At 69.8% G+C, this 19597-nt stretch carries 20 protein-coding genes and 1 tRNA gene; 15 read left to right on the top strand and 6 right to left on the bottom strand.

All coding sequences use genetic code 11. From position 1 onward, the window contains the following. The first annotated feature begins 99 nt into the window (after positions 1-99). Both AQJ27_RS33985 and AQJ27_RS33980 read left to right on the top strand, forming a co-directional pair. The gene (locus AQJ27_RS33985; protein WP_003999914.1) at positions 100-396 is read left to right on the top strand and encodes a type II toxin-antitoxin system VapB family antitoxin; all 297 of its coding nucleotides are present in this window, start codon (positions 100-102) and stop codon (positions 394-396) included. A 189-nt stretch (positions 397-585) separates the two neighbouring features. Further along, complete coding sequence (locus AQJ27_RS33980) at positions 586-1221, top strand: LytR C-terminal domain-containing protein (protein WP_067377021.1); 636 nt, start codon at positions 586-588, stop codon at positions 1219-1221. A 230-nt stretch (positions 1222-1451) separates the two neighbouring features. Here the strand turns inward: AQJ27_RS33980 and upp are convergent, their stop codons facing one another. Continuing rightward, entirely contained in the window at positions 1452-2087 is a 636-nt protein-coding gene (upp, locus tag AQJ27_RS33975) for a uracil phosphoribosyltransferase (RefSeq protein WP_067377226.1), read from the bottom strand. Between the two features lie 96 nt (positions 2088-2183). On the opposite strand from upp, the gene AQJ27_RS33970 reads away from it, so the two are divergent. From AQJ27_RS33970 to AQJ27_RS60530, 9 genes are all read left to right on the top strand, one after another. Beyond that, a complete protein-coding gene (locus tag AQJ27_RS33970) occupies positions 2184-2483 on the top strand; it encodes a hypothetical protein (RefSeq protein ID WP_067377018.1) in 300 nt (99 codons plus the stop codon). A 287-nt stretch (positions 2484-2770) separates the two neighbouring features. Further along, positions 2771-3316, top strand: a complete 546-nt coding sequence (locus AQJ27_RS33965; protein ID WP_054235064.1) for a tRNA adenosine deaminase-associated protein — start codon at positions 2771-2773, stop codon at positions 3314-3316. A 175-nt stretch (positions 3317-3491) separates the two neighbouring features. Continuing rightward, positions 3492-3923, top strand: a complete 432-nt coding sequence (gene tadA / locus AQJ27_RS33960) for a tRNA adenosine(34) deaminase TadA (RefSeq protein ID WP_067377015.1) — start codon at positions 3492-3494, stop codon at positions 3921-3923. Positions 3924-3985: 62 nt separating this feature from the next. After that, a tRNA-Ser gene (locus AQJ27_RS33955) sits at positions 3986-4070 on the top strand. 146 nt (positions 4071-4216) lie between these two features. Then, a complete protein-coding gene (locus tag AQJ27_RS33950) occupies positions 4217-4396 on the top strand; it encodes a hypothetical protein (protein WP_067377012.1) in 180 nt (59 codons plus the stop codon). Between the two features lie 40 nt (positions 4397-4436). Continuing rightward, positions 4437-4730, top strand: a complete 294-nt coding sequence (locus tag AQJ27_RS33945) for a Dabb family protein (protein WP_067377009.1) — start codon at positions 4437-4439, stop codon at positions 4728-4730. A gap of 190 nt (positions 4731-4920) precedes the next feature. Continuing rightward, complete coding sequence (locus AQJ27_RS33940) at positions 4921-5826, top strand: RNA polymerase sigma factor SigF (RefSeq protein WP_079065440.1); 906 nt, start codon at positions 4921-4923, stop codon at positions 5824-5826. A 244-nt stretch (positions 5827-6070) separates the two neighbouring features. Next, positions 6071-6979, top strand: a complete 909-nt coding sequence (locus tag AQJ27_RS33935; RefSeq protein WP_054235068.1) for an RNA polymerase sigma factor SigF — start codon at positions 6071-6073, stop codon at positions 6977-6979. 504 nt (positions 6980-7483) lie between these two features. Then, positions 7484-7774 carry a hypothetical protein gene (locus AQJ27_RS60530; protein WP_341866114.1) on the top strand — a complete coding sequence of 97 codons (291 nt, stop codon included), beginning with the start codon at positions 7484-7486 and terminating at the stop codon, positions 7772-7774. Positions 7775-7819: 45 nt separating this feature from the next. Here the strand turns inward: AQJ27_RS60530 and AQJ27_RS33925 are convergent, their stop codons facing one another. Continuing rightward, a complete protein-coding gene (locus AQJ27_RS33925) occupies positions 7820-8017 on the bottom strand; it encodes a hypothetical protein (RefSeq protein WP_054235117.1) in 198 nt (65 codons plus the stop codon). A 633-nt stretch (positions 8018-8650) separates the two neighbouring features. Here AQJ27_RS33925 and AQJ27_RS33920 point away from each other — a divergent pair. The 4 genes from AQJ27_RS33920 (at position 8651) to AQJ27_RS33905 (ending at position 13148) form a co-directional block, all read left to right on the top strand. Continuing rightward, positions 8651-9142 (top strand): MarR family winged helix-turn-helix transcriptional regulator, encoded by a 492-nt coding sequence (locus tag AQJ27_RS33920; protein WP_067377003.1) that lies wholly within the window; start codon positions 8651-8653, stop codon positions 9140-9142. 91 nt (positions 9143-9233) lie between these two features. Next, the gene (locus AQJ27_RS33915) at positions 9234-11708 is read left to right on the top strand and encodes an MFS transporter (RefSeq protein WP_067377001.1); all 2475 of its coding nucleotides are present in this window, start codon (positions 9234-9236) and stop codon (positions 11706-11708) included. Positions 11709-11814: 106 nt separating this feature from the next. Further along, on the top strand, positions 11815-12636 hold the full coding sequence (locus AQJ27_RS33910; RefSeq protein ID WP_067376999.1) for a YceI family protein: 822 nt from the start codon (positions 11815-11817) through the stop codon (positions 12634-12636). A gap of 41 nt (positions 12637-12677) precedes the next feature. Continuing rightward, positions 12678-13148 (top strand): PPOX class F420-dependent oxidoreductase, encoded by a 471-nt coding sequence (locus AQJ27_RS33905; protein ID WP_067376996.1) that lies wholly within the window; start codon positions 12678-12680, stop codon positions 13146-13148. Between the two features lie 36 nt (positions 13149-13184). Here AQJ27_RS33905 and AQJ27_RS33900 read toward each other — a convergent pair whose 3' ends face one another. The 4 genes from AQJ27_RS33900 to AQJ27_RS33885 all read right to left on the bottom strand — a co-directional run bounded on the left by AQJ27_RS33900 (position 13185) and on the right by AQJ27_RS33885 (position 19590). Further along, on the bottom strand, positions 13185-13958 hold the full coding sequence (locus AQJ27_RS33900; protein WP_067376993.1) for a TetR/AcrR family transcriptional regulator: 774 nt from the start codon (positions 13956-13958) through the stop codon (positions 13185-13187). 107 nt (positions 13959-14065) lie between these two features. Continuing rightward, positions 14066-15571 (bottom strand): MFS transporter, encoded by a 1506-nt coding sequence (locus AQJ27_RS33895; protein WP_067377219.1) that lies wholly within the window; start codon positions 15569-15571, stop codon positions 14066-14068. Positions 15572-15733: 162 nt separating this feature from the next. Continuing rightward, complete coding sequence (locus AQJ27_RS33890) at positions 15734-18007, bottom strand: ArnT family glycosyltransferase (protein WP_067376989.1); 2274 nt, start codon at positions 18005-18007, stop codon at positions 15734-15736. Continuing rightward, positions 18004-19590 (bottom strand): bifunctional glycosyltransferase family 2/GtrA family protein, encoded by a 1587-nt coding sequence (locus AQJ27_RS33885; RefSeq protein ID WP_067376986.1) that lies wholly within the window; start codon positions 19588-19590, stop codon positions 18004-18006. Before AQJ27_RS33885 ends, AQJ27_RS33890 begins: the two co-directional genes overlap by 4 nt. Between the last annotated feature and the right edge of the window lie 7 nt (positions 19591-19597).

Raw genomic sequence — 19597 nt, 5'->3', positions numbered from 1 at the left:
CCCCTGTTCCCGGTTTGCACTGATTTACGGCGTCTTTTCCAGCGTCGCACTACGTCGCCATGGCTGCGCCCGGAAGGTCTGGGCCGGTAGGCTTTCCGTGTGATCTTCAAGCGCATCGGAAACGGACGGCCGTACCCCGACCACGGCCGGGAAAGCACCCGGCAGTGGGCGGACGTCGCGCCGCGCCCGGTCCGCCTCGATCAGCTCGTGACGACCAAGGGCCAGCTGGACCTGGAGACCCTCCTCGCCGAGGACTCCACGTTCTACGGCGACCTGTTCGCGCACGTAGTGAAGTGGCAGGGCGACCTGTACCTCGAGGACGGCCTGCACCGCGCCGTACGCGCCGCGCTGCAACAGCGCCAGGTGCTCCACGCACGTGTGCTCGAACTCGACTGACTCGACCGGGCCGACCGAGTCGAAGTCGGCCGGGACCGGGCGCCTGGGACGCGAGGGCCCCTTCGTGGCCCAAGATCCTCGCTCGTTGACCCTTTTGGGTTGGACTGAACCTCGACCGATGATCATTTTGTAGGAATCACCGCCGCGGCCCACTACGCTGCGCCCATGAGCATGCTCACTCCCCCTGGCATGGGCGGCCAGTACCGGATCACGGGGGACAAATACCCACGGATGCGCCGACCCCGCGGGCGTCGCAGGCTCGTGTTCCTGGTCGTCGCCTCCGTCACCGCGCTCGGGCTGGTCGGGTGGGGAACCCTGCAGCTCATCGACGTCTTCACGGGCAAGGGCGACAAGGCCACGGCGGCCGGCACGAAGGGCGACTGCACGTCCAGGACCGGCCCGTCGGCCAAGGCGTCCGCGACATCCACTGCCGCCGGAACGCTGCCCAGGCCCGGGCAGATCACCGTCAACGTCCTCAACGCCACGCCACGCAGCGGGCTCGCCAAGCAGACGGCGGACGAGCTGAAGAAGCGCGGGTTCCGCATCGGCGACGTGGGCAACGCGACGGCCGCGTACGACAAGAAGGTCAACGGCGCCGGGATACTGCTCGGCGCCAAGGGGGCCGCACAGGCCGCACTGCCGGTGCTGGGCACGCAGTTGTCCGGCGCCGAGGTGAAGACGGACGGCCGCGCCCAGGCCGACCGGGTCGACCTGATCATCGGCACCGCCTTCAAGAGCCTCACGAAGAAGGAGGACGCCGACAAGGCCCTGGCCACCCTGTCCGGGCCCCGGCCGGCCGCGTCCGCCTCTCCGAAGAGCTGCTGAACCTACGAAGGCTGTCGGCAGCCCCGTAGGGACCGCCGACAGCCTTCATGAGACCGCTGATTCACTGATTCGTTCGGAACCGACCTCGGAACCGACCTGGGAACCGACCGCTGGGCCCCTGCCCCCTGGATGGCCCCGGCAAGGCCGCTGAGGGCCCGAGGGACGACTGGGGCCTGTAGGGCCGCGGCGGTCGCGTAGGACCGTGACTGGTCCCGCGCGGGTGCGGGAACCTACTCGGCCGCGCCGTACATCCGGTCCCCCGCGTCGCCCAGCCCCGGCACGATGTAACCGTGCTCGTTGAGCCGTTCGTCGACCGACGCGGTCACGACCGTCACCGGCGTGCCCGCGAGCTCGCGCTCCATGACCTCGACGCCCTCCGGGGCGGCGAGCAGCACGACGGCGGTGACGTCGTCGGCGCCGCGCTTGATCAGCTCCTGGATCGCCGCGACGAGCGTGCCGCCGGTGGCCAGCATCGGGTCGAGGACGTAGACCTGGCGCCCGGAGAGGTCGTCCGGCATGCGGGTCGCGTACGTGGACGCCTGGAGCGTCTCCTCGTCGCGCACCATGCCCAGGAAGCCCACCTCGGCGGTCGGCAGCAGCCGCACCATGCCGTCGAGCATGCCGAGGCCCGCACGCAGGATCGGCACGACCAGCGGGCGCGGGTAGGACAGCTTGACGCCCGTGGTGGCGGCGACCGGGGTCACGATGTCGACCTGCTCGGTGCGCACGTCCCGGGTGGCCTCGTAGGCGAGCAGGGTGACCAGCTCGTCGGCGAGCCGCCGGAAGGTCGCGGAGTCGGTGCGCCGGTCGCGCAGGGTGGTGAGCTTATGGGCGACCAGGGGGTGGTCGACGACGTGGAGACGCATGCCCATAACAGTAGCCGTGCCCCCGTGTCCCTCGCGCTGGCATCAAACCGCCCGTCAGAGGGAAGGCGGTAGGGACGTACCTGGGGTGGTGGGCCTATGCCGGACCGGGAAAAGGAGTCCCCGGAGCAGCTGAACCGACTCGGACGAGCCGAGAGGGCCGAACGGACGGGACGACTTCGCCGCGTCGAACAATCCGAACGGGCCGAACGGTCCGAACAGGCCGAACAGGCCGAACGGATCGGGCAGCCGGAGACGGACGCCGAGCGCCGACGGCGCCGGGCCCAGTTCCTCCGGGACCTGACCGAGGCGCGCGAGCTGCGCGACCGTGTCCAGCCCCGCCGCGCCAAGGTCGCCCGCCTCCGTCACGCCATGCGCATGCGCACCTTCCGTTGGTAGCTCCGTCGGTAGCTCCCTTGGTAGTCCCTTGGTACTCCTTCGGTAGCTCCTTGGTGGTCCGCCCACGCCGTGAGAGCGGGGACATGCACACACGACGCCGAGGGCCGCGTACGATCCGCTGTTAGCGATCAAAAGAGGCAGACACAGCAGGCCGAAGACGTCCCCTGAACGCTCTGTTTCTGCCACGATTCCGAGTGGGTGGGGTCTCGGAGCAGCACTCCCCGCCCAATCGACCTCCGCCGGGGGGACCCCCAACCGGCACGCCTATGACCAGTGGGAGAGTCACGGTGTACTTCGCCGCACTGCTCGCGCGCACCGAAGACGGGTGGGAAGCGAGCGACACAGAGCTCGACGATGTGGAGACCCTGTCGGATCTGACCGATCTGGCCCGTGAAGCCTCGGAGGAGGACACGGTGCTCGTACTCATCGAGCAGGAGGACGCGTGGTTCGGCGTCGTCCGCGTGGACGGTGAGGAGGACCCTCGCATCTACGTCTCGGACGCCGCAGCCGCTGCCCGCAGTTCGTACGGCGAGATCCTGCTCACGGACGAACTACTAGGACGGGAGCCCGGCGACGACGACGCCGACCTGGACTCCCTCGACCTGGACGGCACCGAGGACGGTGAACCCGACGACGCAAACGACTCCGAGGACGACGAGGAGGAGGAGAGCGTCTCCGGCGAGATCGTCTCGCACAGCCCCGTCGGGGACCGCGAGATCCTCGCCGACCTCGGTGTGAGCGAGAAGGAACTGCTCGCCCTGGACGAAGGCGACGCGCTCAGCACGATCGCCGAAGCCCTGGGAGCGGCAGAGGTCCTGGAGACCGTCCGCTAGGGCCTGATCAGCCGGACGGGCCCCAGGACCCGACCCGGAAGGCAGGACCCGGCTCCCGCGGTTCCGGGGGAGGCGGTTTCCCTGGCGAGCCCGATAGATTTCCCGGGTGAGCCCGACAAAAGAGACCTTTCCAGCAGATCCGGCAGATCCGGTACGCGACCGCTGGCGGGCCGCGATGCGGCTCGCCCTGGACGAGGCCCACCGGGCCGTCCAGGGCGGGGATGTTCCCGTCGGCGCCGTCGTGCTGTCCACGGACGGTACGACGGTGCTCGCGACCGGACACAACGAACGCGAGGCCACGGGCGACCCGACGGCGCACGCCGAGGTGCTCGCGATCCGCGGGGCCGCCCAGCGCCTCGGCGAGTGGCGGCTGACCGGCTGCACGCTCGTCGTCACCCTGGAGCCCTGCGCGATGTGCGCGGGCGCGCTCGTCCAGTCCCGGGTGGACCGGGTGGTCTACGGTGCCCGCGACGAGAAGGCGGGCGCCGTCGGTTCCGTCTGGGACCTCGTACGCGATCGCCGGCTCAACCACCGCCCCGAGGTGATCGGGGGCGTACTCGAGGACGAGTGCGCGAGTCTGCTCACGCGTTTCTTCCGCGACCGCTGACTCCAGGGGGCGACGGGAAACGGATTTCAGACCACGGCCCACCTTGGGGTAGGGTCTCCCTCGGTAGCGTGTCCGAGCGGCCGAAGGAGCTCGCCTCGAAAGCGAGTGTGGCGCAAGTCACCGAGGGTTCAAATCCCTCCGCTACCGCTTGAGAAGGGCCTCGTCGCAAGACGGGGCCCTTCGTGCGTACGGCAAAGGACTTCGGCCAGCGGGCCGTTGGTCCAAAAAAAAGTGGGGTGAAGGTTACACTCGCCGCCGGCACAGGGGGCCCAGCAGTCACAGGGGAGGCCGCGATGGCGGTGAATTCGAAGAAGATCGCCGTCTACATACTCGTGGTCTTCGCGCTCTACGTGATCATCACGGATCCGGCGAAGGCGGCCGATTACGTCCAGATAGGGTTCGAGGGCATTTCGACCGCCGCCCGGTCCATCGGCGACTTCATGACGTGGATCGCCGACGGGGCCAAGAACTGATCGGCCGCCCCCGCACGGCCCGTACCACCAGGGAGTACCCGTGATCCGCCATCTGGTCCTCTTCAAGCTCAACGAAGGCGTCGAGCGTGACGACCCCCGCGTCGTCGAGGGCGTGGCCGCTTTCCGCCCGCTCGGCGATCAGATTCCCGAGCTGCGGTTCTGGGAGTGCGGCTGGAACGTCACCGACCGGCCGATCGCGTACGACTTCGCGATCAACTCCGCGGTCGACGACACCGACGCCCTGAAGCGGTACTTGGAGCATCCCGCGCACCAGGCGGGCGTCGCGCTGTGGCGCGAGTTCGCGACCTGGGTGATCGCCGACTATCCGTTCTGAACCGATCCGAGCCGACACGCTCTGAGCCCCTCGCCGGAAACCGGCGGGGGGCTTTTCCGTTTCGTATGCCCCAACTCTCCCTAAATCCTGTTCAACACGGGGTTATACGGTGCTTGCACACAGTGCACATGTCTTGTGATGCTATGACCGCTTTTGACGGATGAGTTGATGGATCTGACGGATCATAGAGGTGGAGTTGACCGTGCCGGCCAGTACTGCGCCTCAAGCACCGCCACAGGAAATCCCCAAGGAACACATCTCCACGGAACCCCTCGCCCAGGAGCACATCGCCCACGAACGCGTCACCCCCGAGCAGGTCACCCCTGAGCGACGCCGCGGCGCCGACACCCGGGCCCTCACCCAGCTGCTCTTCGGCCAGCTCAAGACGCTGGAGCCGGGCACCACGGAGCACGACCGCGTACGCGGGGCGCTCATCGAGGCGAACCTGCCGCTCGTGCGGTACGCGGCCGCCCGCTTCCGCTCCCGCAACGAGCCGATGGAGGACGTGGTCCAGGTCGGCACCATCGGCCTGATCAACGCGATCGACCGCTTCGACCCCGACCGGGGCGTGCAGTTCCCGACCTTCGCGATGCCGACCGTCGTCGGCGAGATCAAGCGGTACTTCCGCGACAACGTCCGCACCGTCCACGTACCCCGCCGGCTGCACGAGCTGTGGGTGCAGGTGAACAGCGCGACGGAGGACCTGACGACGGCCTTCGGACGCACCCCCTCGACCGCCGAGATCGCCGAGCGGCTGCGCATCACCGAGGAGGAGGTGCTGTCCTGCATCGAGGCCGGACGCTCGTACCACGCGACCTCCCTCGAAGCCGCCCAGGAGGGTGACGGGCTGCCCGGACTGCTCGACCGGCTCGGCTACGAGGACCCGGCCCTCGACGGGGTCGAACACCGCGACCTCGTCCGCCATCTCCTCGTACAACTGCCCGAGCGCGAGCAGCGGATCCTTCTCCTTCGCTACTACAGCAATCTGACGCAGTCACAGATCAGTGCCGAACTGGGAGTCTCCCAGATGCATGTGTCAAGGCTGCTCGCCCGGAGCTTCGCGCGGCTGCGATCCGCAAACAGGATCGAGGCGTAACCGGCAAGAGCGAATCGCTCAACATCTCCTTTTCCGACAGTTCAGCGTCGAAAAACCGCCAGACCCCCCTTTTCCAGGGCCGATTCACCCCCTCCATGTCGACATGTCACTACAGCGTGTTGCCGACATGTGACATTCTGCCGGAAGAGCGTTTGGCGCAGCCCCGCCTCCGGTATTCAGGTGGAGGCTGCGTTCCTCCGACGGGAGCGTCCGCCGCGACCGTCCGCGACCCAAAGGGGGTGGCATGTCCGCAGACCAGGGCAGCTCGAAGGTGCTCACGCTCACGAAGAGCGAATCCGCGCCCGACGCGCTTCACGATGTCCCGGCCCTCCCGGCCCCCGATGCCGCTCCGGCCCTCGAAGCCGTCCCGGCGGCCCCCGAGACCTCGGGAGCCATCGACACCCGCACCCTGTCCCGCTCCCTGTTCCTGCGGCTCGCCGCACTCGGCGAGAACAGCCCCGAGCGTGCCTACGTCCGGGACACCCTCATCGAGCTCAACCTCCCGCTCGTGCGGTACGCGGCGGCCCGCTTCCGCTCCCGCAACGAGCCGATGGAGGACATCGTCCAGGTCGGCACCATCGGCCTGATCAAGGCGATCGACCGCTTCGACTGCGAACGCGGCGTGGAGTTCCCGACCTTCGCGATGCCGACGGTCGTGGGCGAGATCAAGCGGTTCTTCCGTGACACCTCGTGGTCCGTCCGCGTCCCGCGGCGCCTCCAGGAGCTGCGCCTGGCCCTCACCAAGGCCAGCGACGAGCTCTCCCAGAAGCTCGACCGGTCCCCGACCGTCGCCGAACTCGCCGCGGTCCTGGGCGTGTCGGAGGAGGACGTCGTCGACGGCCTCGCGGTCGGCAACGCCTACACGGCCTCCTCCCTCGACTCCCCGGCCCCCGAGGACGACGGCGGCGAGGGCTCCCTCGCGGACCGCCTCGGCTACGAGGACACGGCCCTGGAGGGCGTCGAGTACCGCGAGTCGCTGAAGCCGCTGCTCGCCAAACTCCCGCCCCGCGAGCGCCGGATCATCATGCTGCGCTTCTTCGCCAACATGACCCAGTCGCAGATCGGCGAGGAGGTCGGCATCTCGCAGATGCACGTCTCCCGCCTTCTCACCCGCACCCTGGCCCAGCTCCGCGAGGGCCTGATCTCCGACTGAGACCTCCCGCGCTCAACCCTTCATAATTGACGGATCGTCAGCCACACTGGCGCGATGCGTCGAGCGACTTGGCTCCATGGCCGTCGAGGCGCCCTGGTGGGCGCCTCGACGGCTGTTGTCTGCCTGGGTGCCGTACTGGCGGCGTGCGGGGACGGTGGGGGCGGCGGCGGATACGTGGCGGTGGGGGCGCCGGCCGATTCGGGACCCGTGGTGGCCCCGACCGGGAACGTCTCACTGACCCCGCTGCCCGAGTCCACGCCCCTCGCGGAAGCCGCCGAGGGAGCTCCTCAGCAGGGAAGTTCAACCGCGCGGTCCCCGCAGTCCGCTTCGTCCGGTGCGGCAACGGACCGCGGCGACGGCAACTCGCCGCGTACGGGCGCCGGTTCGGGCACTACGTCGGCGCCCCCCACTCGGCCGACCCCGGGTTCCACGGCAGGCACCGGTCCCCCCGGTCTCCCCGGTACCCCCAGTCCTCCCGGTCCCGTCGGCCCCGCCGTTCTCGACGTGAGTGAGCCCACGAGGGAGGCCACCGACAAGCGCTGGTGCGAGAAGGTGACGGTCTCCTTCCGCAACACCGGTGGCAGCGCCGTGCGTTCGGGCACGGTGACCCTCGGGACGCACATCATCGGAGCGCTCGGCATCGACTGGGCGACGATCGACTCGACGCGGGATCTGCCCGTGCCGATCGCGGCCGGAGCGGGCAGCACAAAGACCTGGACGGTGTGCGTCGACGACTGGCGCGTGCCGCTCGGCATGCACATCGAGACGCGGGACGTGTCCGTCCAGTGGAAGTGACCCGCCTCCACCGGTCCTACCGGCGGGGCGGGCGGGTTGTTGCCCTTACGCCAGCGCGAGCCACGCCACGGCGGCGACGACCGCCACGGCGACGACGATGCCGATGATCAGGCCGATGCGGGGGCCCGCCGGGGCGGCCGCCTGCTGCTGCCGGGCCTGGGGGCCCTCGTCGACGAAAGCGCGGAACATCTGGGTGCTACCCGCGGGGTCGTAGTTGCCCTCGGGGCCCTGGGTGTTTGCCATGGCCCAGGACCCTAGCGAATACACGCCCCCTGCCCAAGCGCCGGGTTCCCCTCGCCCTCCCGTTCACCGGTTCTGGACGGCGTGGGCGACGAGCCGGATGACGCGCACGCCCCATCGACAGCGCCCCGCCGGGGGCGCAAGCAACTGCGCGCCCAGCCCCCACCGGCCGACAGCCGGAGACGTCCGGACGGACGGAGTCGCCCGCCCAGCGGCCCAGCGGCCCGGGGGCCCGCCCGACTCGCGGGAAGCCCCGTACTCGGCACGACCGCGCACCCCAGCAGGGCGACAGCCCCCACGAGTGCGAAGGCGCAGCCCCAGACGGAGCCGTCCCCCGGTCCCCGCCCAGGTGGGACGGAACCCAGCGGGTGCCCCGAGGCGATGCCCCGCGGGAGCAACGGGGACCCCCGCCCAGGCAGCTCGAAGCCACCCGAGCGGCACGAACCACCCCGCCCCGCGAAGGTCACACTCCGTCGCTCCACAGCGGGTACAACGCTACGCACGCCGCCCACCAGCAGGTTTACATTCGCCAATACTTGCCTTTGCCATCTTTTTAGCCCAGCGGCAGCGATATCGTTTGCCTGCAGCAACCAACTGCATTTATGGTTGCCCCAAGCAACGAATACAGGAGGTGTGATGGCCGAGCAGGCGCAGTACGAGGAATTGGCTCGTCAGCTCAGTGCCATCGGCGCCGTGAAGCGGGAGCTCGGGCGGATCCTGCCGCACGACTGCCCCGCTGGTTCCGCCGCCGTACTGACCCTCCTCGGCCGGCACGGCGACATGCGGATGAGCAAGCTCGCCGAGCTGCTCGCCGTGGACATGTCGGTGACCAGCCGCCACGTCGCCCACGTCGCCGACCGGGGCTGGATCGAACGCCTCCCCGACCCCGCCGACAAACGCTCCCGCATCCTGCGCCTCACCGACGCGGGACGTGAGCAGCTCACCGAACTCTCCCGCCGCTCCTCGCGGCTGTTCGCCGACCGGCTGAGCGACTGGTCCGACCACGAGGTCGGCCTGCTCATCCACCTGATGGGCCGGCTGCGCGAGAGCTTCGGCGACTGCCGTGCCGTACCCCGGCCGCCCTACGTGCCGGAAGCAACCGAACTGACCACCCGTACACCCGCATAAGAGCAAGAGAAGGAAGCCCATGGCAACGACCACACCAGCCGGTGTGCGGGCTCACGCCAAGCACGGAGGTGCACCCTCCGACGGCGCTCCGATGACGCACCGGCAGATCATGGAGGCGCTCTCCGGGCTGCTCCTCGGTATGTTCGTCGCGATTCTGTCGTCGACGATCGTCACCAACGCACTCCCGGAGATCATCGGCGACCTGGGCGGCGGCCAGTCCGCCTACACCTGGGTCGTCACGGCCTCGCTGCTGGCCATGACCGCGACCACGCCTCTGTGGGGCAAGCTCTCCGACCTGTACAGCAAGAAGGCGCTCGTACAGATAGCCCTCGTCATATACGTGCTGGGATCGGCCGCCGCCGGTCTGTCCCAGAACCCCGGCATGCTCATCGCCTGCCGTGTGGTCCAGGGCGTCGGCGTCGGCGGTCTGTCCGCCCTCGCCCAGATCGTCATGGCCGCCATGATCTCCCCGCGTGAGCGCGGGCGTTACTCCGGCTACCTCGGCGCGACCTTCGCTGTCGCAACGGTCGGTGGCCCGCTGCTCGGCGGTGTCATCACCGACACCTCGTGGCTCGGCTGGCGCTGGTGCTTCTACGTCGGCGTGCCGTTCGCGGTCATCGCGCTGATCGTGCTGCAGAAGACCCTGCACCTGCCCACCGTGAAGCGGGACGTGAAGGTCGACTGGGGCGGCGCGTTCTTCATCTCCGCCGCGGTCTCGCTGCTGCTGGTCTGGGTCACCTTCGCCGGTGACAAGTACGACTGGGTGTCGGGGCAGACGTACGCGATGGTCGGAGGCGCGATCGTCCTCGGCCTGCTGTTCGTGCTCGTCGAGTCCAAGGCGAGCGAGCCGATCATCCCGCTGCGGCTGTTCCGCAACCGCACCATCACCCTCTCCTCCCTCGCCTCGCTCTTCGTGGGCGTCGCGATGTTCACCGGCACCGTCTTCTTCAGCCAGTACTTCCAGCTGGCCCGTGACAAGTCCCCGACGATGTCGGGCGTCATGACCATCCCGATGATCGGCGGCCTGTTCATCGCCTCCACGGTCTCCGGCCAGGTCATCACCAAGACCGGCCGCTGGAAGTACTGGCTGGTCAGCGGCACCGTCCTGATCACCGCGGGCCTGGGCCTGCTGGGCACCATCCGCTACGACACGACCTACTGGCACGTCGCGATCTTCATGGCGCTGCTCGGTCTCGGCGTCGGCATGACGATGCAGAACCTGGTGCTGTCCACGCAGAACCAGGTGGCCCCGTCCGACCTCGGCTCGGCCAGCTCCACGGTGACGTTCTTCCGCTCCCTCGGCGGTGCGATCGGCGTCTCCGCGCTCGGCGCGATCATGTCCACCCGGATCACCGACTACGTCAAGGACGGCCTGGCCGGCATCGACCCCAAGTACGCGGCCGCCGCGTCCGGCTCCGGCTCCGGCACCATCCCGAACATGGACGCGCTGCCCGCCCCGCTGCGCACCGTCCTGGAGAGCGCCTACGGTCACGGCATCGCGGACGTCTTCATGATCGGCTCCGTCCTGGCGCTGCTCGCCTTCCTCATCGTCCTGTTCATCAAGGAGGTCCCGCTGCGGACCTCGGGCGCGCTGGCCCAGGCCGCGGAGGCGAAGGCGGAGGCCACCGCGCCGACGGCTTCGGCCACCGCCGAGGCACCCGCCGCCGAGGCACCCGCCGCCGACGAGAGCATCCCGAGCTGGGCGGCCGTCGCCGAGACGAGCCTCGCGGCCGGACCCGAGGGAACCCAGCGGCTCGCCGCCGTCGCCACCGCGACACGGGAGAGCGCCCCGCTGCCCGCCTCCGGCGGCATCCCGGTCCGCGGTCACGTCCGCGGCGCCGAGAGCGCCCCCGTCCCGCAGGCCGCGGTCACGCTGATCTCGCTCGCGGGACGGCAGCTGGGCCGGTCGGTCGCGCAGGCCGACGGCTTCTACACGGTGGACGCGCCCGGCACGGGCTCGTACGTCCTGATCGCCTCCGCCGACGGCTTCCAGCCGCAGGCCTCGACGATCATCGTGAACGACGAGCCGGTGGCGTACGACATCGTGCTGAGCGGCACGAGCGGGCTGAGCGGATTCGTCCGGGCCGCCGGGACCGGCACCCCGGTCAAGGACGCCATGGTCATCGTGACCGACGTCCGCGGTGACGTGCTGGCCACCGGGACCACCGGTGAGCAGGGCCAGTTCACCTTCGCCGAACTGGTTCCGGGTCCGGTGACCATCGCGGTGAACGCGGCCGGCCACCGCCCGCAGGCCCTCACCGCCGAGGTCGGCGGCGCCGGGGTCACCCGGGTCGAGGTCGAGCTCAGCGCGGGCGCCCAGCTCCAGGGCGTCGTACGGGCCCCCGGCGGCCCCCTGGGCGACGCCCGGGTCACGCTGGTCGACGCGGCCGGCAACGTGATCGGCACCTCCAGGACCGGCACGGACGGCGCGTACGCCTTCACCGACCTGGACGGTGGCGAGTACACCGTCATCGCGACGGGTTACCCCCCGGTGGCGACGGCTCTCACGGTCACCGGCAGTGGCGTCGACGACCACGACATCACCCTCGCCCACCCCGGCGAGTAGTTGATACCCCGGCCCGTGGGGACGCGCGCACTCTGAGCGGAGGTGCGCCCCCCACGGGCCGGTTTCATCGCGACCGATTTTTAGTGCTTTGCAGGGAGAAAACGGGATGGGACTGACCGCACGGATTCGCACGCGGGACGGATGGGCCGTGTCGCACGCGGTCGTCACGGTGACCGACATGACCGGGACGCAGGTGCTGCGCGCCGAGGCGGACACCGAAGGAGCCGTGCACGACCCGACCCCGCTCACGCCCGGCGCGTACACCGTGATCGTGACCGCGGTCGGGTACGCGCCCGCCGCCTCCAGCGCGATCGTCACGGCGAGCGGGCGGGCCGAGATCGGCAACGTGACCCTCGCCCGCCAGGGCGGCAACGAACTGCCGCCGCCCGGCCCCTGGACCGTCGACCCGGCGCACTCCTCTGTCGGAGCCGTCGCGCAGCACCTGGGCATCTCCAGCGTGCACGGCCGTTTCACGGACTTCTCCGCGATGATCGAGATCGCCCCGGACGACGTGTCCAAGTCCCGCGTCGAGGCCGTGATCTCCGCCGCCTCGATCGACACCGGCAACGGCACGCGCGACGGCCACCTGAAGTCCCCCGACTTCCTCGACGTCGAGACGTACCCGCAGATCACCTACCGCTCGACCGGCCTGACCCCGGCCGGCTCCGACCGCTGGACCGTCCACGGCGAACTCACCATGCGCGGCATCGCCCGCCCGGTCGACCTGGACCTCGCCTACCTGGGCACGGGCGGGGACCCCTGGGGCGGCACGCGGGCCGCCTTCCGGGCGACGGCCGAACTCCACCGCGAGGAATTCGCCATGAACTACAACCAGGTCATCCAGGCAGGCATCTCAGCGATCGGCACCACGCTGAAGGTGGAGTTGGACGTCCAGGCGGTGCAAGGGGTGCCACTCCCACAGGCGTGAGGTGAGCGCCCCTTCCCGGCGGGCCGCCTAGGCTGACTCACATGGCACCGAACATCGCTACGAACACCGCCGTGTCCCTGGACGAACTGCTCGACTTCGTACGCCCCCGCCACCGCGCCATCCTGCTGACCCGGAGGGCGGACGGCAGCCCCCAGGGCTCCCCCCTGACCTGCGGGGTCGACGACGCCGGGCGGATCGTCGTCTCGACCTACCCCGAACGCGCGAAGACCCGTAACGCCAAGCGGGACGAGCGGGTCAGCCTGATCGTGCTGAGCGACGAGTGGAACGGACCCTGGGTCCAGATCGACGGCACGGCCGAGGTCGTCGACTCGCCCGAATCCGTCGAGCCGCTCGTCGAGTACTACCGGAACATCGCGGGCGAACACCCGGACTGGGACGAGTACCGGGAGGCCATGCTCAAGCAGGGCAAGTCGATCATCCGGGTCACGCCGGTGAAGTGGGGCCCGGTCGCGACGGGCGGCTTCCCGGCCCGACTGACACCCCAGGAGTAGCCCAGGAACGACCGTGGAGGCGGAGCGGGACAGGCTCTAACCCCGGGCGACCATCGTCTCGATCCCCGCGATCAGCGTTTCCAGCGCGAACGTGAAGTCCCGCTCCCGCATCTCCTCGACCGTGTCACCGCCGCGGGCCTCCATGAGGTCCGCGGCGTTCTCGAAGTTGGCGGAGAACTGCGGCTGTTCGCCGATCGTGCTCATGGCCTGACGGAAGTACTCGTCCTGGGTCATCCCCGCCGAGGCGCAGCGCTGCACGAAGTGACCCTCGATGGTGCCGAACCCGTACACGAACTGGAAGACCGCCGAGAGCGCGCCCATCTGGCCGTGCCGGGGCAGGCCGGTGTTACGGATCACCTGCTGGACGCAGAGCGAGAAGGCCATGGAGTGCGGGCCGATGTTCAGGAAGGTCCCGATCAGCGGGGAAACCCAGGGGTGGCGGACCAGCAGCGCGCGGTAGCCGGTGGCGAGGGAACGAAGCTGGTCGCGCCAGTCCTCGCCGGACTCCGCGGCGGGCAGCTCCAGTTCACCGAAGACCGCGTCGAGGGCGAGTTCGAGCAGGTCGTCCTTGGTGTCGACGTACCAGTACACGGACATCGCGGTGACGTTCAGCTCGGCGGCCAGCCGGCGCATGGAGAACTTCGCCATGCCCTCGGCATCCAGCAGCCGCACGGTGACCTCGGTGATCCGGTCCCGGTCCAGCCCCGACGGCTGCCCGCCCCCGCGCGCCGCGGCGCCCCGGGGAGCCTTGCCCTCCAGCCAGACACTGGTCCGCGCCGGACGCTCGGCACGGTCGGCTGCCCTCACCATGGCGCACCTTCCTCGGAACTCGAAACTCATCACTCATGACTCGGAACTCGAAACTCATGACTCGGAACTCATGACTCGGAACTCGGGACCCTGATGCTAAGCGGGCGCTACGCCGGTACCGCCACCGCGGAGTCTGCCCTCTCCGCACGTCGTAGCAACGCCGCGGCCAGCAGTCCACCGAGAAGAACGGCCGCCGCGCCCACCAGTTGGCTGGTCTCCAACCCCGACGAGAACGCGTCCGTGATCCGCCCGCGCTCCTCCTCCGAACCCGCCGAGGCCAGCGCCGCCGGGAGCGAGGCCGCCGCCACCGGTATCAGCGCCGCGAACCGGGAGTTGAGGATCGCCCCGAGCACCGCCACGCCGAGGCCGTTGCCGAACTCGGCGAGCGTGCCGTTGATGCCCGCGCCCACGCCCGCCTTCTCCGGCGGGATCGCGCTCATGATGGCGTGTGCCATGGCCGGGTTGGCCACGGCGGCGCCCGCGCCGATCAGCAACAGCCCGAGCAGTGTGCCCCCGTACCCGTGCGCGGCGAGCATGGCGATCGACACCAGCCCGGCCGACATCAGCGTCATACCGAGCGCGATCGACACCGGAGTGCCGAGTCGCGCCGTCCACTTCGCCGAGAGGCCGGAGAAGTTCAGCGCCACGACCGCGAGCGCGAGCGGCGCCGTACGCAGTCCGGCTTCCAGGGGGCCGTATCCCAGGACGAATTGGAGGTGCTGGGTGAGGAGGAAGAGGGCCCCGCCCATGCCGAAGGTGATGAGGACGGCTCCCGCGACGGCTCCGGTGAAGCGCCGGTCGCGGAAGAAGTGCAGGTCGAGCATGGGGTATGGGATCCGGCTCTCCCAGTACGCGAAGGCGGCCAGCACCAGCACGGCGACCGCGTCCGTGGCCAGGACCCGGCCCGACGTCCAGCCGTGTTCGGGGCCGGAGATGATCGCGTACACGAGTGCGGTCATGCCGATCGTGGAAAGCAGCGCTCCCAGGAGGTCGGGACGGTCCCCGCGCGGACTCTTCGACTCCGGTACGAGGGCCACCACCGCGGCGAGGCCCAGGGCCACCACCGGCAGGTTGATCAGGAAGATCGCGCCCCACCAGAAGTGGTTCAGTATGAGGCCGCCGAGGAGCGGTCCGGCCGCGAAGCCGAGGGCGTTGACGGCGCTCCAGATGCCGATGGCCTTCGGGTGCTCCGCGGGGGTGAAGACCTGCATGGCGACGGCGAGCGTGGTGGTCAGCAGGAGCGCGCCGCCGACGCCCATCCCGGCCCGCGCGGCGATCAACTGGCCGGTGGAGTCAGCGAGTCCGGCCACCACCGAGCCGATCCCGAAGAGGACGAGCCCCGCGATCAGCATCTTCTTGCGGCCGTAGCGGTCGGCCGCGCTGCCCGCCGTGAGCAGCAGTCCGGACTGCACCAGCGAGTAGGCGTTGATCATCCACTGGATGTCGGAGGTGGCCGCGCCCAGCTCCCAGGTGAGGGAGGGGATCGCGACGTTCAGGACGGTGTTGTCGAGCAGCACGGTCAGTTGGGCGAGGCAGATGACGCCGAGGATCAGCCAGCGTCGGGGGTGGCCTTGTGGCTGGTCCTCGGGGGGCCCTGGGGGAGTCGTGGACATGTTGTACACCGTAGAACAGTTCCCATACAGCGTACAACGTGGTTCTCCGGGCGTACGAGGAGGGCGTACGGAAAGGGCGTACGGAAACGGAGTACGGAAAGGGCGGTGGCCCGGAGCTGGATCGCTCCGGGCCACCGCCCTGCGTACAGGACCTGCCGTCAGCTACTTGGTCGGCTGCGTCAGGTCGTAGAAGGTGGCCGAACCGACCGTCACCTTCTTGAAGTTGGCCGTGACCCACGAGCTGATCTGGGAGGAGGTGGAGGTGGTGGTGGAGGAGTTGCCGCCGCCCATGCCACCGCCCATGCCGCCGCCCGAGATGAAGTAGTGGATCTTGCCGTCCGTCACGTACTTCTTGAACTGGGCCAGCGTCGGGGACGGGTCGGTGCCGTTGAAGCCGCCGATCGCCATCACCGGCTTGCCGGTGGCGAGCTGGTAGCTCGCGGAGTTCTGGGAACCGATGGCCGCGGCCGCCCAGGTGTAGTCCTCCGCGTTCGCCTCCAGCAGCTTCTTGGCCGCGGAGCTGACGGTCGCACCGTTGAGCAGACCGCCCGCGCCGCCACCGCCCATGCCGCCCTCGCCCATCGCGCCACCGCCGGGCATGCCGCCCTGCTGGTTCTGGCCCTGGGTGTTGCCGTTGCCCTGCTGGTTCTGACCGGGGAAGCCGCCGGTGCCACCGGTACCGCCCGTGCCGCCCGTCGGGGGCTGGCCCATGCCGCCGCCTTGCTGGGTGGTGCCGTTGCCGCCCTGCTGGTTCTGGCCCTGGGTGTTGCCGCCACCGGGGAAGCCGCCCCGCATGCCACCGCCGCCACCGGGACCACCCCGGCCGCCGCCCATCATGCTGGCGCCCGCCGGACCGGCCGTGACGATCGAACCGGTGTGCCCGGTGTTCACCGTGGACAGGGTGTACGCCGTCGGGCCCGCGACCGAGGCCACGAAGCTCAGTCCGACCGCCGCGAGGGCCAGTTGACGGCCCAGCCTGGCCGCGAAGATCAGGCCGAGCGCGCCCACCAGACCGCCGATGAGGACCAGCCACTTCAGCCACGGGAGGTAGGTGGGGGTGCGGTTGAGGAGGACGTATCCCCAGGCGGCGGTCGCGGTGACCGCGCCGGCGAGGGTGAGCGAGGCCCAGACCTTGCTCCGCTCCTCCCACAGCACCGTCGCGCCCATGCCGACGACGGCCGCGATGTAGGGGGCCAGGGCCACCGTGTAGTACTGGTGGAAGATGCCGGCCATGTAGCTGAAGATGATCGTCGTCATCAGCAGCGCGCCGCCCCAGGCGAGGAACGAGCTGCGCGTCAGGTCGGTCCGCCGGGCCTTGCGGGTGAGCACGATCCCCGCGACGAACAGGATCAGCGCGGCGGGCAGCAGCCAGGCGATCTGGCTGCCGATCTCCGAGTTGAACATCCGGTTCCAGCCGGTCTCGCCCCACTGGCCGGTGCCACCGCCACCGCCGCCACCACCGACGCTGCCGGTCTCGTCGCCGTTGATACGGCCGAGGCCGTTGTAGCCGAAGGTCAGCTCAAGGAAGGAGTTGTTCTGCGAGCCGCCGATGTACGGGCGGGAGGACGCGGGCCACAGCTCCACGATCGCCACCCACCAGCCGCCGGAGACGACCATCGCCACCGCCGAAAGACCCAGCTGGGCGAACCGCTTCCTGAGCTGCACCGGCGCGCAGACCGCGTACACGACCGCGAGCGGCGGCAGGATCAGGAAGGCCTGCAGGGTCTTCGCGAGGAACGCGAAGCCGACCGCGACACCCGCCCAGACCAGCCACTTCGTCCGACCGTCTTCCAGAGCGCGGACCACGCAGTAGATCGTGACGGTCATCAGCAGCGCGAGCATCGCGTCCGGGTTGTTGAACCGGAACATCAGCGCGGCGACGGGAGTGAGCGCGAGCACCGCACCCGCGATCAGACCGGCCGCTGGGCTGAAGCGACGGCGCAGTGCCCCGTACAGGACGCCGACCGTGGCGACGCCCATCAGCACCTCGGGGACGAGGATCGCCCATGAGTTGAGACCGAAGATCCGCACCGACAGGGCCATCGGCCACAACGAGGCCGGGGGCTTGTCGACGGTGATGGCGTTGGCCGAGTCGAGCGAGCCGAAGAAGAGGGCCTTCCAGCTCTGGCTGCCGGCCTGGACGGCCGCGGAGTAGAAGGAGTTGGCGTACCCGGAGGCGCTCAGGTTGTAGAGGTAGAGCAGGCCGGTGGCGACGAGCAGGCCGAGGAAGGCGGGGCGCACCCAGCGCGGGTCCTCGGGCCGGCCGCGCCAGACGCGGTGGAAGAACGGCTGCTTGGGCTCACCGGACCGGGGGGCCGCGGTGGGCGGCGCCACGGGCTCCCGCAGAACCGTCGAGCTCGTCGGTCCCCAGGAGGGCTCGGCGCCCCCGGTGAGGCTCGCGCCCCCCTGATGGCTCGTATCGGACTGAGTCGTCATCGTGCGTCCCTCGTGTCCCTCGGGTCGTGATCGTGCGGGCGCACCGCTTGCAGCTGCATGGTTGCGTCCCCCCAGGTGCGGTCCGCGGCTTCACCGGCGCGGAACTCGTTGGTCTGGTTGTGGTCGTGATGGGTGTTGGTGTTGGTGTACGGAGCTTGGGGCGCCGTCGCGTTCGGGCGCTGGGGCAGCGGCGAGTGCGGGTGCTGCTGGTGCGGGAGCTGGTGCGGGTGCTGATGATGGTGCGCGTGCTGCTGGTGCGCCGCCGTCGTGCCGTAGGTGGCCGAGGACGGGTTGTGCGAGGCCGGGTTGTGCGAGGCGACGACGGTCGAGGCCGCCGTCTCGTCACGCCGGTCCGGGAAGACCCAGGCGCGGAAGAGCAGGAACCGCAGCACGGTCGCCGCGAGGTTGGCGGCGATGAGCACCGCGAGTTCGGTGGAGTGCGCCGGGCTGCTCGTCGCCGCGTTCAGGGCGGCGAGCGAGCCGCTGGTGAGGGCGAGGCCGATGCCGAAGACGACCAGGCCCTGTGCCTGGTGCCGGACCGCGCTGCCGCGGCCGCGGACGCCGAAGGTCAGCCGGCGGTTGGCCGCGGTGTTGGCGACGGCCGACACGAGCAGGGCGAGCGCGTTGGCGATCTGCGAGCCCGAGAACGAGCGGAAGACGCTGTAAAGGAGCAGGTAGAAGAGGGTGGACAGAGCTCCCACCACACAGAAGCCGACGAGCTGGCGGGCCAGACCCTTGGGTACGTCGGTCAGGTCGCGGTCGCGCGGATCGTCCCCGAAGGGGCGCGCGACCCGGTCGAGCGGCAGCGAACCGGTGGCGAGGGCACGTCCCACGCGCCACACACCCTTCAGGTCGTCGGTCGCGGTCTTCACGATGTGCACGGTCGAGTTCGGGTCGTCGACCCAGTCGACCGGCACCTCGTGGATGCGCAGTCCGGCGCGCTCGGCGAGCACCAGCATCTCGGTGTCGAAGAACCAGCCGGTGTCCTCGATCAGCGGCAGCAGTACCTGGGCGACATCGCGGCGGATCGCCTTGAAGCCGCACTGCGCGTCCGAGAAGCGGGCCTGCAGCGAGCCGCGCAGGATCAGGTTGTAGGTGCGGCTGATGAACTCCCGCTTGGCACCGCGCACCACGCGCGAGCTGCGGGCGAGCCGCGAGCCGATCGCGAGGTCCGAGTGGCCCGAGATCAGCGGGGCCACCAGGGGGAGAAGGGCGTTGAGGTCGGTGGACAGGTCCACGTCCATGTAGGCGAGGATCGGAGCGTCCGAGGCCGACCACACGGTGCGCAGCGCGCGCCCTCGGCCCTTCTGCTCAAGCCGGAAGGACCTGACTTCCGGTATCTCCGACTCCAGCCGTGCGGCCACCTGAGGGGTGGTGTCCGTCGAGGCGTTGTCCGCGACCGTGATGCGGAACGCGTACGGGAAGGTGCGCTTGAGATGCTCGTGCAGTCTCACCACACACGGCTGGAGATCCTTCTCCTCGTTGTAAACGGGGATCACTACGTCCAGGACAGGCGTACCGGCGGACCCGGCCGGGAGGTGCTCCCGCGCCGGCAGGTTGCCGGGAGAAGAGTCGGTTCGCATGCGAACG

The sequence above is a fragment of the Streptomyces olivochromogenes genome, from assembly GCF_001514115.1.
GTDB classification, from domain to species: Bacteria; Actinomycetota; Actinomycetes; order Streptomycetales; family Streptomycetaceae; genus Streptomyces; species Streptomyces olivochromogenes.
The sequence above is the reverse complement of the archived record's forward strand: the minus strand, read 5'-3'. Positions and strand labels throughout refer to the sequence as shown.

Coding starts and splice junctions, on each gene's coding strand:
- AQJ27_RS33980 (WP_067377021.1), top strand. CDS start 586: ATGGGCGGCCAGTACCGGATCACGGGGGACAAATACCCACGGATGCGC.
- upp (WP_067377226.1), bottom strand. CDS start 2,087: ATGCGTCTCCACGTCGTCGACCACCCCCTGGTCGCCCATAAGCTCACC.
- AQJ27_RS33970 (WP_067377018.1), top strand. CDS start 2,184: ATGCCGGACCGGGAAAAGGAGTCCCCGGAGCAGCTGAACCGACTCGGA.
- tadA (WP_067377015.1), top strand. CDS start 3,492: ATGCGGCTCGCCCTGGACGAGGCCCACCGGGCCGTCCAGGGCGGGGAT.
- AQJ27_RS33950 (WP_067377012.1), top strand. CDS start 4,217: ATGGCGGTGAATTCGAAGAAGATCGCCGTCTACATACTCGTGGTCTTC.
- AQJ27_RS33935 (WP_054235068.1), top strand. CDS start 6,071: ATGTCCGCAGACCAGGGCAGCTCGAAGGTGCTCACGCTCACGAAGAGC.
- AQJ27_RS33925 (WP_054235117.1), bottom strand. CDS start 8,017: ATGGCAAACACCCAGGGCCCCGAGGGCAACTACGACCCCGCGGGTAGC.
- AQJ27_RS33920 (WP_067377003.1), top strand. CDS start 8,651: ATGGCCGAGCAGGCGCAGTACGAGGAATTGGCTCGTCAGCTCAGTGCC.
- AQJ27_RS33915 (WP_067377001.1), top strand. CDS start 9,234: ATGACGCACCGGCAGATCATGGAGGCGCTCTCCGGGCTGCTCCTCGGT.
- AQJ27_RS33910 (WP_067376999.1), top strand. CDS start 11,815: ATGGGACTGACCGCACGGATTCGCACGCGGGACGGATGGGCCGTGTCG.
- AQJ27_RS33905 (WP_067376996.1), top strand. CDS start 12,678: ATGGCACCGAACATCGCTACGAACACCGCCGTGTCCCTGGACGAACTG.
- AQJ27_RS33900 (WP_067376993.1), bottom strand. CDS start 13,958: ATGGTGAGGGCAGCCGACCGTGCCGAGCGTCCGGCGCGGACCAGTGTC.
- AQJ27_RS33895 (WP_067377219.1), bottom strand. CDS start 15,571: ATGTCCACGACTCCCCCAGGGCCCCCCGAGGACCAGCCACAAGGCCAC.
- AQJ27_RS33890 (WP_067376989.1), bottom strand. CDS start 18,007: ATGACGACTCAGTCCGATACGAGCCATCAGGGGGGCGCGAGCCTCACC.
- AQJ27_RS33885 (WP_067376986.1), bottom strand. CDS start 19,590: ATGCGAACCGACTCTTCTCCCGGCAACCTGCCGGCGCGGGAGCACCTC.